Below are 14,618 nucleotides of genomic sequence, written 5' to 3' on the forward strand. Positions count from 1 at the left end.
TCGGAAGTGAACGCCGGGCAAGGGCAGTTTCCGGCCAAAAGCAGCCATGGCCATAAGGCAGGCTGCTCCGGTTATCAGCACACACGTGCTCATCCTGTGGCCCCTAGCCCTCAAGATCACCGTTGCGCATGGCAAAGGTGATGGCCTGGGCAGTCGTTGCAACGCCAAGACGGCGGCGCGCCGAACGCAAATGGTTTTCCACCGTACGCTCCGACAGACCGAGTGTTGCGGCGATATCCGCCTGACGTTTTCCTGCAGCAGTCCACGCCAGAACTTCGCGCTCACGCTCGGAAAGCTTCCTGTACACCTCGCCTACCGGCGCTTCGAGCAAGCGGCGGGCGGAGAAGAATGCGGCCCTGGCCACAATGCTCAAGGCCAGGCGAACCCGGGGAGTCGATTCCACCTGCTCCCCGCCAAGACTCATGGCGCCTTCAAGCCCCAGTGGACCGAATACGGGTATTTGCACCCCATGAACGCCGGGGCCCGTTGGCGTGCATACCACCCGGTAAAGCTCGCCGCCATTGCCTTTCACCTTGCTCCAGTAAAAGGGCTCACGGGCCTCAAGGATATGGCGGGTCACCGGACAGCGTCGGACATAGGTCTGTGCGTCGACCGTAGCCTGGTCATCGAACCAGTTACCCTCCACCCAGTAGATTCGTTCGACCACTTCGTCCCGTGCAGATGTGGCGGAAAACAGGACGAAGCGGTCGTAACCAAAGGGCATGGCAAAGGCGCGGATCGCTTCCTGGATCACCGAAAGCGTTTGCGCACTCTCGATCGCAAGGACGGTTCGAAATGCCGCCTCGGCCACGTTCTGAGTCACCCCGCTGCAACCTCTTTCAGCAACGCGGCGGCCGCCAGCTTGCCCAGCGCGTTGCCCGCAAGCGGGCTGTCACCGGTGAGCAGCTTCCGGTCCTGGTGGGTTGCACCGGAGATGTCCTTGTTGATGATCTCCAGCCCCAACGCCTTCAGTTCTTCGCCGAACTTCCAGGTCAGATGGCCGGGCATGTAACCGATGTCAGGGGTCTTCGCGTCAAGATAATCGGGGAACACGCAGATCTTGTAGCCGTTGTAGATGCAGGTGTCCCGGCTTTCACCGATGCCTGCTGCGAGCAGAGCTGCGGGGCCATGACAAAGGGAGATCACGAACTTGTCGTTGTCCGCAGCCCACTGAAGGACCTTCTTCACGTCTTCGCTCTCGGGCAGACCGATCAAGGCCCCGTGCCCGCCCGGAATGAACACGCCGATATAGTCGGAGTCTTCTCCCAGCTTCTGCTCGATCACATCAGCCAGCTTGAGCGGGGTCTTGAACTGATCGCGATACTTGGCGTACTGCCCTTTCACCTCGGCGTCTTCGGAGGGCATGGCCCAGAACTCGAATTTGACCGGGTTTCCGGACAGGGTCGCGATGTCGAAGGCAAACCCGGCCTTATCCACGTGGTACATGGGCAGCAATGTCTCTACGGGGTGGTTTCCTGTCGAAAACATGGTGCCGTTGTCCGTCAGCAAATAGCGCTCATCGGCCCCGATCATCAGGACCTTCCAACGCCCGCCGCGATAGGGGTTCGGATAGTCGGCACCACTGAGGTCGGATTTGGGTGACGTGAACTGGCTGAGCGAGTACGGCGAAGGGAAGAAGGCATTGTCCTCGGCCGGGTCAGGGGTCGGACGCTTGTCGTCGGTCTGTACGGTAGCCATGGCTTTTCTCCATCGATCGGGTCGATTACCTGGAGCAATGCTAAGGAGACGCAACACCCCCAGACAATGAGGGTTTTCCCTCAACGCCTACGCTGAGTCACACGAGGCGGATGCCAATCTCAACTGCAATCAGTAAGTCTAGCCTCACAACCTGGACTCCTTCAGGCTGAAATCTGCCCGTCGCGACCGGCAGAAGCCGGCCAGTAGCTGCCCTTTACAGAGGGGCAGCTATGAGTCGAAAACAGCCATTCGCACATACCCGCAGTCGCCCCACGGCCCTCAATGGCTGAGCCCCTCAAACACGACGCCAGCCCCACCGGCCGGCGTCGCCCTCCGTCAACGATCAGGCCCTGACCTGGCGCACCGGCGCCCTGCTCCGCTGCTGCTCCTCCCAGTCCTCCACCACACCCACCGGCACGTTCGCCGGTGCCAGCATCTCGCGGCCGCGCACCAGGTCGGAGGCGCGTTCGGCGAGCATGATGGTCGGCGCGTTGAGGTTGCCGTTCGGCTCGGTGGGGAACACCGAGGAATCGATCACCCGCAGGCCCTGGAGGCCGCGCACGCGCAGTTCGGAATCGACCACCGCCAGTTCGTCCTCGCCCATGCGGCAGGAGCCGCAGGGGTGCATGGTGCTTTCCATGTTGGCGCGGACGAAGGCGTCGATCTCCTCGTCGGTCTGCACCTGCGGGCCGGGCGCCAGTTCCTCGCCGCGGAAGCGGTCCATGGCCGGCTGACCGATGATCTCGCGAGTCAGGCGCACGCAGCGGCGGAAGCCCTCGCGGTCCTCCTCGCTCTCCAGGTAGTTGAAGCGGATTTCCGGGTGCTGGTACGGGTCGGCCGAGACGGCGCGCACGTAGCCACGGCTCTTGGGTTTGTTCGGCCCGGTGAGGATCATGAAGCCGTGGCCCTTGAACGGCTTGTCGCCGTCGTAGCGCATGGCGGCGGGCAGGAAATGGAACTGGATGTCCGGCCAGCGCAGGCCCTTGGAGGAACGGATGAAGCCGCCGGCCTCGAAGTGGTTGCTGGCGCCCAGGCCGTCCTTGAACAGCAGCCAGCGCAGGCCGATCAGCGCCTTGCCCAACAGGCTCATCTTGCCGTTGAGGGTGACCGGCTCCTTGCAGGCGTACTGGATGTAGATTTCCGAGTGGTCCTGCAGGCTCTCGCCGACGCCAGGGAGGTCGTGCAGCACCTCGATGCCGGCCTTGCGCAGCACCGCCGCCGGGCCGATGCCGGAACGCTGCAGCAGGTGCGGCGAGCCGATCGGGCCGGAGCTGACCAGCACTTCGCGATTGCAGTAGACGGTGTGGGTCTTGCCGCCCTGGTCGTATTCCACGCCGATGGCGCGCTTGCCTTCGAGGAGGATGCGGCGGCTCATGGCGTGGGTCACCACGGTGAGGTTCGGCCGCTCCATGGCCGGACGCAGGTAGGCGTTGGCGGTGGACCAGCGCACGCCGTTCTTCACCGTCATGTGCATGGCGCCGAAGCCTTCCTGCATGTAGCCGTTGCAGTCGTCGGTCTTGATGTAGCCGGCCTCGGCGCCCGCCTCGACCCAGGCGCCGTACAGCGGGTTCTGCATGTTGTTGCCGTTGTTGGTGGAGAGCGGCCCATCGGCGCCACGGTAATCGTCGCCGCCGAACTTGTAGCCCTCGGCGCGCTTGAAGTACGGCAGGCAGTTGCGATAGCCCCAGCCCTTGGCACCCAGGGACTCCCACTCATCGAAGTCGTAGGCGTGGCCTCGGATGTAGACCAGCCCGTTGATCGACGAGGAGCCGCCCAGCACCTTGCCGCGCGGGCAATGCAGGCGGCGGTTGTCGAGGTGCTTCTCGGCGGCGGTTTCGTAGCGCCAGTTGTATTTTTTGGTGTTCATCGGGATGGAGAAGGCGCTGGGCATCTGGATGATCACGCTGCGGTCGCTGCCGCCGAATTCCAGGACCAGGACCGAGGTACGCGGGTCTTCGCTCAGGCGATTGGCCAGGACGCAGCCGGCCGAACCCGCACCAATGATGATGTAGTCGTATTTGTTGGTCATTTCGGATCTCGCTGGGCGCGGGGCCGCGCCGTTCGGTTACCAGGCCTTGCCGGTGGAGAAATGCGGCGTGGCGCTTTCGATCTGGCGAATCAACTGTTCCTCCTTATCGAGGTCCAGCGACAGGCACAGCAGGTAGTAGGCGATGCCGGAGACGATCAGCCCGACCAGCCAGGCCATGTCGACGCCGCCGATCATCCGCGCCAGGGGGCCGACGAAGATTTCGTCCGCGCCGTTGTAGATGGTGAAGAACGGGATCATCACCACGAAGCCGATCAGGTAGGCGATCAGTCCGCGGCTGCCCCAGTGGCCGTAGATGTTGTCCTGCGGCATGAAGAAGTGCGGGATGGCATAGCGGCCCTTGCGCACGAAGAAGTAGTCGGTGAGGTTGACGGCGGTCCAGGGCACCAGGAAGTACAGCATCACCACCAGGTACATGTTGAGCACCGACAGGCCCGAGCCCGAGGCGTTGATGGTGATAGCCATGCCCAGTTGCAGCAGCACCACGAAGAGGATCGCCCAGATGCGCACGCGGGGCGTCGGCTTGATCTTCCTGAACGAGTCGACACCGGTGAGGGTGGTGAGCTTGGCGCTGTAGATGTTCATCGCGATCACCGGCAGGAACGCCAGGATGGTCAGCGTCACCATCAAAGTGCCCAGCTGCGGCGCGAAGCCCGCGCCCACGGCGTTGAGCGCCACCAGCACGTCGGTAGTGTGCAGGTGCTCGGCCAGCCAGCCGCCGACGGCGATCATCCAGGCGCCGGATAGCGAGGCCCCGAGGAACACGGCGAGGATCAGCTTGCCGCTGGAGGTGTTCTTCGGCAGGTAGCGCGAGTAGTCCGAGACGTAGGGCGCATAGGCGATGTTGTAGCTGGCGCCGGCAGCGAACTGGGCGACGAAGCCGACCCAGGTGAAGCCCAGGGCGACAGTCTCGGTACTGACGGCGGCAGCGGGCGCGGAGTGCACCCAGCCCATCAGCACCGCGAGCGAGAGCAAGCCGTAGAGTGGCAGCGAGAGGAACAGCGACCACTTGAAGGTGCGGTGCATCCAGTCGTGACCGAGGATCGCCAGCAGGGTCGCCGGCACCGTGACCGCCAGGGCCACCTGCATCGGGCCCCATTGGAACAGCGTATGCAGCCCCTGCATCATCAGCACCAGGTTGACGATGTTGAAGCCGGCGAAGACGAACAGCGTGGCGAACAGCACCAGGATGACCCCGCGATAACCGAACTGCGCGCGGGACTGGATCATCTGCGGCAGCCCCAGGTGCGGGCCCTGGGAGCCGTGGAAGGCCATGAACAGGGTGCCGAACATGATGCCGAGGGTGCCGGCGATCATGGTCCACAGGGCATTGAGGCCAACGCTGGGGCCGACGAAGCCGATGGTCATGGTGAAGAAAGTGAAGTTGCCGACGAACCAGAACGGGCCCTGGGTCGACAGTTTGTCGGTGCGCTCGTGCTCCTCGATGAAATCGATGGAGTGCCCTTCTATTTCCAAGCCGCGCGCTCCTTCGGAAAGGGGGGCGGTCTGCGAATCTGCTTTCATGGTTCTCTCCGGATTGTTCTTGTATGGAGTCTCACCAGCAGGCACCGCACCTGAATTCGAGTCTGTTACGACGCGGGCTCCAGGTACAGCGCCTCATGCATCAACGGTATGGCGATTGGCCAGGCGGCCCGATCAGGGCAATGTGATCCACACCGCCTTGGTTTCCAGCAGGTACTCCAGCTGCTCCGCTCCCATGTCCTTGCCGTAGCCGGACTGCTTGTAGCCGCCGAACGGCATCGAGGGATCGAGGGTGCTGTGGGCATTCACGTAGACGGTGCCGGCACGCAGGCGCGGGATCAGCCCATGCACCCGGCCGAGGTCGTTGGAATAAAGCGCCGCCGCGAGGCCGAAGCAGGAGTCGTTGGCCAGCGCCAGGGCTTCTTCCTCGTCGTCGAAGGGCGCCGTGACCAGCACCGGGCCGAAGATTTCCTCTTGGACGATGCGCATGTCGTTGCGGCAGTTGGCGAAGATCGCCGGCTGCACGAAGAAGCCGGGGCCTTCCACCGGCTGGCCGCCGTATACCAGCTCGGCGCCCTCCTCCTTGCCGGTCTGGATGTAGGCCAGCACGCGCTCCTGCTGCTGCTTCGACACCAGCGGGCTGATGAAGCAGTCGGCGTCCAGGCCCGGCGCCATCTTCAGGCTGGCGGTGTACTCGGCCAGCTCGCGGAGGAACTCGGCGTAGATGCTGCGGTGCACGTAGGCACGGGTGCCGGCGTCGCAGACCTGCCCGGAGTTGAAGAACACGCCGTTGGCCACCGCCTGGGCGGCCGCCTTGATATCGGCATCGGCGAAGACGATCACCGGCGACTTGCCGCCCAGTTCCAGGGTCAGGCGCTTCATCTGGTCCATGGCCATCTTGCCGACGTTGCAGCCGACCGGGGTGGAGCCGGTGAAGCTCAGCTTGTCGATGCCCGGATGCTCGGCCATCGCCGCGCCGACCACGCTGCCGCGACCGCTGACGATGTTCACCACGCCGTCGGGAATCCCGGCTTCCTGCACCAGCTCGGCGAAGCGCAGCGCCGACAGCGAGGTCAGCTCGGCCGGCTTGACCACCACGGTGCAGCCCACTGCCAGCGCGGCGCCGAGTTTCCAGGCCATGGTCTGCAGCGGGAAGTTCCACGGCACGATGACGCCGACCACGCCCACCGGCTCCTTGCGGGTGTAGGCCACATAGTTGCCGGGCAGCGACGGCTCGACGGTGCGGCCGTGGATCTTGCTCGCCCAGCCGGCGAAGTAGCGGAAGGTGTCGATGGTGCCCTGGATGTCCACGGCCCGCGCCTGGGCGACGGACTTGCCCATGTCGACCGATTCGATCTCGGCCAGCTCGTCGCCGTTGGCCTCGATCAGGTCGGCCAGGCGATGCAGCAGGCGCTCGCGCTCTAGCGGCTTGAGCTGGCTCCAGGCGCCGCCGTCGAACTGCACGCGGGCGGCCTGCACGGCGCGGTCCAGGTCGGCCGCCGTGCCCATGGGGATACGGGTCAGCGCGGCCTCGGTGGAAGGCTCAATGACCTCCGCCGTGGCGCCGTCGCTGGCATCCAGCCACTCACCGCCGATGAACATCTTCTGCGCCTTCGACAGGAAGCGCTGGGTGGCTTCGGAAATGCCGAAGCGCTGCAGGTAGTCTTTGACCTTGGTGTCCACTCTCATGTCCTCGTAATGGGGCGGGCGTCGGCGCCCGCCGCTTGCATGACGGTTGCCGGGCTCAGCGGGCGCGAGCGCGGGCGTGGAAGATGAAGCCGATGCTGTTCATCAACAGCTGCGCGGCGAGGATCGAGGTGACGCCGGCGGGGTCATAGGCCGGCGCGACTTCCACCAGGTCCATGCCGACGATGCGGCCGTGGCTGCGCTTGGCCAGCGCCTGGATGATTTCCAGCACCTCGTAGTACTGGAAGCCGCCGTGGCTGGGGGTGCCGGTGCCGGGGGCGATGGACGGGTCGAAGCCGTCGATGTCGATGGTGATGTAGTAGTTGCGGTCCTGCGGGATCATGTCGACCACTGCGTCGCAGCCCAGGCGGCGCACGTCGCGCACCGAGAGGATCTGCGAGCCGGACTCGCGGGCGGCGTCGTAGTCGGCGCGGTTGGACGAGGACACGTTGCGGATGCCCATCTGGGTCATGCCGACGATGTGGTCCATTTCCGAAGCGCGGCGCAGCGGGTTGCCGTGGCCGTAGCGCACGCCGTGGCGCTCGTCGACGAAGTCCAGGTGCGCATCGAAGTGCACGATATGGATCGGCCCGCGTCCTTCGAAGGCCTTGATCACCGGCGCGTGGATCGAATGGTCGCCGCCCAGCACTACCGGCATGGCGCCGGACGCGAGGATCTGGCGCACGGCGGATTCGATGTTGGCGTTACTGGTTTCCATGTCGGTGTGCACGATGTCGGCATCACCCACGTCCACCATGCGCACCTGGTCTTCGGTCAGGTAGGTGGCGTCGTCCTCGTGGTCATAGGCGCCGGCGTGGCCGAAGGAGAACAGCGTGGATGCCTCGCGGATACCGCGCGGTCCGAAGCGCGCGCCGGAGCGCCACTGGGTGCCCATGTCGTTCGGCGCGCCGAGGATGGCCACGTCGGCATCGATGGCGTTCCAGTCGGTGCAGATGGGCGACTTGGCGAAGGTGCAGTGCCCGACGAAGGGCAGGTTCAGGCGGCCGGACTCGTAACCGTGCTTTGCCATGGTCGTGCTTCTCCATTTCTTGTTCTGTTGAGGAGGTGGGGCGGCGGGGAGCGCCCTTGGACCGACTATGGGCGCAGGTGGGCAACAGAAAAATGCGCAAGTTCAGATACTCACATCGGCCCTGCCGAAGTATCCGACACTGCCCTTCTCTAGCTTTCGCGCGCCAGCGCAGGTGTCTGGAACGCGCCTTTCAGCGATTACTCAGTGCGCCAAGGCCTGCGAATAGCGGGCGCTGTACGATCCGGGCAGGCACTTTTGCAACGCCCCCGCCGTTGCGATTCCCGGCGCCGCCGGTTTACCTTGGGAAAAACAAGACGATCCAGCGCTCATATCAGCCCAGGCGATGTGACCAGTCGGACAGGAGACCCCGGTGATCCAGCTTCACGACGTCGATCTGAAACTCCTCAGGGTGTTCGCCACCATCGTCCGCTGCGGCGGTTTCTCCGCCGCCCAGGCCGCGCTCAACACCGGCCAGTCGACCATCAGCGAACAGATGACGCACCTGGAAACGCGCCTGGGGGTCAAGCTCTGCCAGCGCGGGCGCAGCGGCTTCCGCCTCACCGAACAGGGCGTCGCCATCCACGAGGCCACCCAGCGCCTGCTGTCGGCGGTGGAGAGCTTCTGCATGGACACCGACGTGCTCAAGCAGCACATCAGCGGCCAGCTCAACCTGGGCATCATCGACTCGACGCTGACCGACCCCGACTCGCCGCTGCCGCGCACCACCCAGCGCTTCGTCTCGCGCGGCCACGACGCCCACCTGAACGTCTACATCGGTGCGCCGGCCGAACTGGAAGAGCGCGTGCTGGACGGCCGCCTGCACCTCGCCATCGGGCACTTCCCGCTGCGCGTCGCCGGGCTCTCCTACCACCCGCTGTACAACGAGGCCCTGGGCCTGTACTGCGGGCGCCGCCATCCGCTGTTCGCCAGCCAGGCGCAGAACGGTCGCCTGCTCGAAGAGGTGCGCAGCAGCCGCATCGTCGCGCGCGGCTACATGCAGCAGTACGACCTGGAACAACTGGGCGTGAGCAAGGCGGCGGCCACCGTGGAGAACATCGAGGCGGCGGCGATCCTGATCATTTCGGGTGCCTACATCGGCTTCCTTCCGGCACACTTCGCCGAGCAATGGGTGAAGACCGGCGAGATGCGCCGCCTGGGCGCCAGCGCGCTGAACCTGATGTCGCCCTTCGACGCCATCACCCGCCGTGGCGCGGCGCCGCCGCCGATCCTGCGCGCCTTCCTCGAAGACCTGGCGGCCTGCGCGCGCTGACCCGAAGATACTGAACGCACACTTTCCGTAGAGCCTCTCCATGCGCATCCACGTCAGCTTCATCGACCGCGTCGGCATCACCCAGGAAGTCCTGGCGCTGCTGGTCGGCCGCAACCTCAACCTCGATGCCGTGGAGATGGTGCCGCCGAACGTCTACATCGACGCCCCGGCGCTGAGCTTCACCGTGCTCGACGAGCTGCGCGGCGCGCTGCTGCAGGTGCGCGGGGTGGAAGCGGTGACCGTGGTCGACATCCTCCCCGGCCAGCGCCGCAGCCTGCAGCTGGATGCCCTGCTGGCGGCGATGAGCGACCCGGTGCTGGCGGTCGATACCGAAGGCCGCGTGCTGCTGGCCAACCCGGCGCTGCTGCAGTTCTGCGAGCAGCCGCCGGAGGGCCGCCTGCTGTCCGAACTGTTCGACGACCCGGCGCTGGCCGCCACCCTGGTGGAACAGGGCTTCCGCGTGCCGCTGGGCGAAGTCACCCTGCGCGGCCAGGCGCTGCTGCTCGACGCCACGCCGATCCACGAGAACGACAACCTCACCGGCGCCCTGCTCACCCTCTACCCGCCGAACCGCATCGGCGGCCGCCTGGCCGCGCTGCACCACGACCACGCCGAAGGCTTCGACGCGCTGATCGGTGATTCGCAGCCGGTGCGCGCGCTCAAGGCCCGCGCCATGCGCGTGGCCGCCCTGGATGCGCCGCTGCTGATCCATGGCGAAACCGGCACCGGCAAGGAACTGGTGGCCCGCGCCTGCCACGCCGCCAGCGCGCGCAGCGCCCAACCCTTCCTCGCGCTGAACTGCGCGGCGCTGCCGGAAAGCCTCGCCGAGAGCGAACTGTTCGGCTACGCCCCCGGCTCCTTCACCGGCGCCCAGCGCGGCGGCAAGCCGGGCCTGCTGGAGCTGGCCCACCAGGGCACGGTGTTCCTCGACGAGATCGGCGAAATGTCGCCCTACCTGCAGGCCAAGCTGCTGCGCTTCCTCAGCGACGGCTGCTTCCGCCGCATCGGCGGCGACCGCGAGGTGAAGGTCGACGTGCGCATACTCAGCGCCACCCACCGCGACCTGGAGAAGATGGTCGGCGAAGGCAGCTTCCGCGAAGACCTGTTCTACCGCCTCAACGTGCTCAACCTGGAAGTGCCGCCGCTGCGCGAACGCGGCCAGGACATCCTGCAACTGGCCCGGCACTTCATGCAGCACGCCTGCACGCAGATCCAGCGCCCGCCCTGCCGGCTGGCGGCCAGCGCCTTCCCCGCGCTGCTCGGCAACCGCTGGCCGGGCAACGTGCGCCAGTTGCAGAACGTGATCTTCCGCGCCGCCGCCGTGTGCGAGGGCACGCTGGTGGAAATCCACGACCTGGACATCGCCACCGCCGTGGCGCCCCTGGCCAGCGGCGAGATCGGCAGCCTGGAAGAGGCCGTCGAAGGCTTCGAGAAGGACCTGCTCAGCCGCCTCTACGGCAGCTATCCCTCCACCCGGCAACTGGCCGCGCGCCTGAACACCTCCCACAGCGCAATCGCCACCCGCCTGCGCAAGTACGGTATCCCCGGCAAGGCCTGAGTCCAGCGAAAGCGCTCAAGGACGGGCCTTCCGGCTTATCGTATCGATTTCAATACATCGTACTCATTTCAATACAGACAGCTCCCCGCCTAGCCCTGCGCGGCCTGACCACAGGCCGCCGCTAGCCGACCCGGAGCCGTCGTATCGAATTCAATACACCTGCATCACAAAATCTCTCCCATATAAATCATAACTATTTGATTTATATATAAAAAATAAAACTGGCATCCGCCTTGCTCTTACTTCCTCGACACCGCTCGTTACCCGACACGAGCCAATCCCAATCGCCCGCCTGAAGAAGCGGCGAGTCTGACCCCGAGGAGTTCCCATGAGCCAAGTGCGCTTTACCGTCGAACACGAATGGCTGCGTCTGGATGCCGATGGCCTGATCACCGTCGGCATCACCCACCATGCCCAGGAAGCCCTCGGCGACGTGGTCTTCGTGCAACTGCCCGAGCCGGGCACCTACGACGCCGGCCACGAAGTGTCGACCGTGGAATCGGTGAAGGCGGCCAGCAACATCCTCATGCCGCTGGACGGCGAAGTGGTCGAAGTGAACACCACCCTCGAAAGCTCCCCGGAGTTGGTCAACGAGGACGCGCAGAACGGCGGCTGGTTCTTCCGCATGCGCCCCAGCGACGCCGGCCAGTTCGCCGCGCTGCTCGACGAAGCCGCCTACCAGCAACTGATCAGCGCCTGAGGAACCCACCATGGCCAGCCATGACAATGCCCTGGGTACCCAGGACGAATTCGTCGCCCGCCACATCGGCCCGCGCGACAGCGATGTCCGCGCCATGCTCGAGTTGCTCGGCTACGCCGACCTCGAAGCGCTGACCGCCAGCGTCATCCCCGAGAGCATCAAGGGCAGCAGCGTGCTGCCGCTGGGAGCCGGCCAGAGCGAAGCCGACGCGCTCGCCGCGATCAAGGCCATCGCCGGCAGGAACCAACTGTTCAAGACCCACATTGGCCAGGGCTACTACCCCTGCCACACCCCGGCGCCGATCCTGCGCAACCTGTTGGAAAATCCGGCCTGGTACACCGCCTACACCCCTTACCAGCCGGAAATCTCCCAGGGCCGCCTGGAAGCCCTGCTGAACTTCCAGACCCTGGTCAGCGACCTGACCGGCATGCAGATCGCCAACGCCTCGCTGCTCGACGAAGCGACCGCCGCCGCCGAGGCCATGACCTTCTGCAAGCGCCTGTCGAAGAACAAGGCGGCCCAGGCCTTCTTCGCCTCCGTGCACTGCCACCCGCAGACCCTCGACGTGCTGCGCACCCGCGCCGAACCGCTGGGTATCGAAGTCGTGGTCGGCGACGAGCAGGCGCTGACCGACTTCAGCCCCTACTTCGGCGCCCTGCTGCAGTACCCGGCGAGCCACGGCGACGTGCTCGACTGCCGCGCGCCCATTGCCGGCTTCCATGCCACCGGCGCCCTGGTGGCGGTAGCCGCCGACCTGCTGGCCCTGACCCTGCTCGCCCCGCCGGGCGAATTCGGCGCCGACGTGGTGCTCGGCAGCGCCCAGCGCTTCGGCGTGCCGCTGGGCTTCGGCGGCCCGCACGCGGCCTACTTCGCTACCCGCGATGCGTTCAAGCGCGACATGCCCGGCCGCCTGGTCGGCGTCTCCATCGACCGCTTCGGCAACCGCGCCCTGCGCCTCGCCATGCAGACCCGCGAGCAGCACATCCGCCGCGAGAAGGCCACCAGCAACATCTGCACCGCCCAGGTACTGCTGGCCAATATCGCCAGCATGTACGCCGTCTACCACGGCCCCAAGGGCCTGAAGAAGATCGCCCAGCGCATCCACCAGCTGACCGCCGTGCTCGCCCTGGGCCTGGCCAAGCTGGGCGTGACCGTGGAGCAGGACAGCTTCTTCGACAGCCTGACCCTGAACCTCGGCAACGCCGACCAGGTCGCCGCCCTGCATGAACGGGCGAAGGCCGCGCGGATCAACCTGCGCCGCGTCGACGCCCAGCGCGTCGGCATTGCCCTCGACGAAACCAGCACCCCGGCGGATGTCGAGCAACTCTGGGCACTGTTCGCCAACAGCCAGGCCGCGCCGGACTTCACCGCCCTCGCCGCCTCCGCCGCCAGCCGCCTGCCGGCCGCGCTGCTGCGCCAGTCGGCCTTCCTCGAACACCCGGTGTTCAACCGCTACCACTCGGAAACCGAGCTGATGCGCTACCTGCGCAAACTGGCGGACAAGGACCTGGCGCTGGACCGCAGCATGATCCCGCTGGGCTCCTGCACCATGAAGCTGAACGCCGCCAGCGAGATGATCCCGGTCACCTGGGCGGAATTCGGCAACCTGCACCCCTTCGCCCCCGCCGAACAGGCAGCGGGCTACCGCGAGCTGACCGACGAGCTGCAGGCCATGCTCTGCGCCGCCACCGGCTATGACGCCGTGTCGCTGCAGCCCAATGCCGGCTCCCAGGGCGAGTACGCTGGTCTTTTGGCGATCCGCGCCTATCACGCCAGCCGTGGCGAAGGTCACCGCGACGTCTGCCTGATCCCCTCGTCCGCCCACGGCACCAACCCGGCCACCGCACAGATGGCCGGCATGCGCGTGGTGGTCAGCGCCTGCGACGCCAAGGGCAACGTCGACATCGCCGACCTGCGCGCCAAGGCCGAGGAACACCGCGAGCGCCTGGCCGCGCTGATGATCACCTACCCCTCGACCCACGGCGTGTTCGAGGAAGGCATCCGCGAAATCTGCGCCATCGTCCACGACAACGGCGGCCAGGTGTACATCGATGGCGCCAACATGAACGCCATGGTCGGCCTCTGCGCGCCGGGCCGGTTCGGCGGCGACGTCTCCCACCTGAACCTGCACAAGACCTTCTGCATCCCCCACGGCGGCGGCGGTCCGGGCGTCGGCCCGATCGGCGTGAAAGCCCACCTGGCGCCCTTCCTGCCGGGCCACGGCGAGCAGCTGGAGCGCAAGGTCGGTGCGGTGAGCGCGGCGCCCTTCGGCAGCGCCAGCATCCTGCCGATCACCTGGATGTACATCCGCATGATGGGTGGCGCCGGCCTGCGCCGTGCCTCGCAGCTGGCGATCCTCAACGCCAACTACGTGGCCCGCCGCCTGGAAGAGCACTACCCGATCCTCTATAGCGGCGGCAACGGCCTGGTCGCCCACGAATGCATCCTCGACCTGCGCCCGCTCAAGGACAGCAGCGGGATCAGCGTCGACGACGTGGCCAAGCGCCTGATCGACTACGGCTTCCACGCCCCGACCATGTCCTTCCCGGTGGCCGGCACGCTGATGGTCGAGCCGACCGAGAGCGAATCCAGGGAAGAGCTGGACCGCTTCTGCGACGCCATGATCCGCATCCGCGAGGAAATCCGCGCGGTGGAACGCGGCGAGCTGCACGCCGAGGACAACCCGCTGAAGAACGCCCCGCACACCGCGGCGGAGCTGGTCGGCGAATGGACTCATCCGTACAGCCGCGAACTGGCCGTGTTCCCGGTTGCCGGCCTGATCGACGGCAAGTACTGGCCGCCGGTGGGCCGCGTCGACAACGTGCATGGCGACCGCAACCTGATCTGCGCCTGCCCGTCGCTGGAAAGCTACCAGGAAGCCTGAAGCCGCTGGCGCGGCCTGGCTTGTGCCGGGCCGCGCCCCACCCGACATTCGTGAGGATTCATCCATGTTCAGCAAGCACGACCAGATCCAGGGCTATGACGACGAACTGCTCGCGGCGATGGATGCCGAGGAGGCCCGCCAGGAAGACCACCTCGAGCTGATCGCCTCGGAGAACTACACCAGCAAGCGCGTCATGCAGGCCCAGGGCAGCGGGCTGACCAACAAGTACGCCGAAGGCTATCCGGGCAAGCGCTACTACGGTG

At 66.1% G+C, this 14,618-nt stretch carries 10 protein-coding genes and 1 pseudogene; 5 read left to right on the forward strand and 6 right to left on the reverse strand.

Going from position 1 to position 14,618, the window contains the following annotated elements; all coding sequences use genetic code 11:
* Positions 1-103: 103 nt before the first annotated feature.
* The 6 genes from ACQ5BL_RS26620 to speB form a co-directional block, all read right to left on the reverse strand.
* Positions 104-823 (reverse strand): PA1136 family autoinducer-binding transcriptional regulator, encoded by a 720-nt coding sequence (locus tag ACQ5BL_RS26620; protein WP_430293345.1) that lies wholly within the window; start codon positions 821-823, stop codon positions 104-106.
* Positions 820-1,698 carry a glyoxalase III HchA gene (hchA, locus tag ACQ5BL_RS26625; RefSeq protein ID WP_430293346.1) on the reverse strand — a complete coding sequence of 293 codons (879 nt, stop codon included), beginning with the start codon at positions 1,696-1,698 and terminating at the stop codon, positions 820-822. Before hchA ends, ACQ5BL_RS26620 begins: the two co-directional genes overlap by 4 nt.
* A 343-nt stretch (positions 1,699-2,041) precedes the next feature.
* Positions 2,042-3,727: a choline dehydrogenase gene (gene betA, locus ACQ5BL_RS26630; protein ID WP_243807677.1), complete on the reverse strand. Its 1,686-nt coding sequence runs from the start codon at positions 3,725-3,727 to the stop codon at positions 2,042-2,044.
* Between the two features lie 36 nt (positions 3,728-3,763).
* Entirely contained in the window at positions 3,764-5,269 is a 1,506-nt protein-coding gene (locus ACQ5BL_RS26635) for a purine-cytosine permease family protein (protein ID WP_243807678.1), read from the reverse strand.
* 132 nt (positions 5,270-5,401) lie between these two features.
* Positions 5,402-6,910, reverse strand: coding sequence for an aldehyde dehydrogenase family protein (locus ACQ5BL_RS26640; protein WP_243807680.1), 1,509 nt, complete (start codon positions 6,908-6,910; stop codon positions 5,402-5,404).
* 61 nt (positions 6,911-6,971) lie between these two features.
* Positions 6,972-7,943 (reverse strand): agmatinase, encoded by a 972-nt coding sequence (speB, locus tag ACQ5BL_RS26645; protein WP_207886102.1) that lies wholly within the window; start codon positions 7,941-7,943, stop codon positions 6,972-6,974.
* A gap of 370 nt (positions 7,944-8,313) precedes the next feature.
* Between speB and ACQ5BL_RS26650 the strand changes: the two genes are divergently transcribed.
* The 5 genes and pseudogenes from ACQ5BL_RS26650 to glyA form a co-directional block, all read left to right on the forward strand.
* A complete protein-coding gene (locus tag ACQ5BL_RS26650; RefSeq protein ID WP_207886101.1) occupies positions 8,314-9,213 on the forward strand; it encodes a LysR family transcriptional regulator in 900 nt (299 codons plus the stop codon).
* Positions 9,214-9,253: 40 nt separating this feature from the next.
* The gene (locus ACQ5BL_RS26655; protein ID WP_207886100.1) at positions 9,254-10,771 is read left to right on the forward strand and encodes a sigma-54-dependent transcriptional regulator; all 1,518 of its coding nucleotides are present in this window, start codon (positions 9,254-9,256) and stop codon (positions 10,769-10,771) included.
* 328 nt (positions 10,772-11,099) lie between these two features.
* Positions 11,100-11,471: a glycine cleavage system protein GcvH gene (gene gcvH, locus ACQ5BL_RS26660; RefSeq protein WP_243807682.1), complete on the forward strand. Its 372-nt coding sequence runs from the start codon at positions 11,100-11,102 to the stop codon at positions 11,469-11,471.
* A 10-nt stretch (positions 11,472-11,481) separates the two neighbouring features.
* Positions 11,482-14,355 (forward strand): aminomethyl-transferring glycine dehydrogenase, encoded by a 2,874-nt coding sequence (gene gcvP / locus ACQ5BL_RS26665; RefSeq protein WP_430293347.1) that lies wholly within the window; start codon positions 11,482-11,484, stop codon positions 14,353-14,355.
* Between the two features lie 64 nt (positions 14,356-14,419).
* Positions 14,420-14,618: pseudogene (glyA, locus tag ACQ5BL_RS26670) on the forward strand (serine hydroxymethyltransferase); the annotation flags it as partial.

The organism is Pseudomonas sp. B1-22, from assembly GCF_050474425.1.
In the GTDB taxonomy this organism is placed as follows: Bacteria; Pseudomonadota; Gammaproteobacteria; order Pseudomonadales; family Pseudomonadaceae; genus Pseudomonas.

What these genes read in the sequence shown, in the direction of transcription:
- hchA (WP_430293346.1), bottom strand. Translation starts at nt 1,698, where the DNA reads ATGGCTACCGTACAGACCGACGACAAGCGTCCGACCCCTGACCCGGCC.
- betA (WP_243807677.1), bottom strand. Translation starts at nt 3,727, where the DNA reads ATGACCAACAAATACGACTACATCATCATTGGTGCGGGTTCGGCCGGC.
- ACQ5BL_RS26635 (WP_243807678.1), bottom strand. Translation starts at nt 5,269, where the DNA reads ATGAAAGCAGATTCGCAGACCGCCCCCCTTTCCGAAGGAGCGCGCGGC.
- speB (WP_207886102.1), bottom strand. Translation starts at nt 7,943, where the DNA reads ATGGCAAAGCACGGTTACGAGTCCGGCCGCCTGAACCTGCCCTTCGTC.
- ACQ5BL_RS26655 (WP_207886100.1), top strand. Translation starts at nt 9,254, where the DNA reads ATGCGCATCCACGTCAGCTTCATCGACCGCGTCGGCATCACCCAGGAA.
- gcvH (WP_243807682.1), top strand. Translation starts at nt 11,100, where the DNA reads ATGAGCCAAGTGCGCTTTACCGTCGAACACGAATGGCTGCGTCTGGAT.
- gcvP (WP_430293347.1), top strand. Translation starts at nt 11,482, where the DNA reads ATGGCCAGCCATGACAATGCCCTGGGTACCCAGGACGAATTCGTCGCC.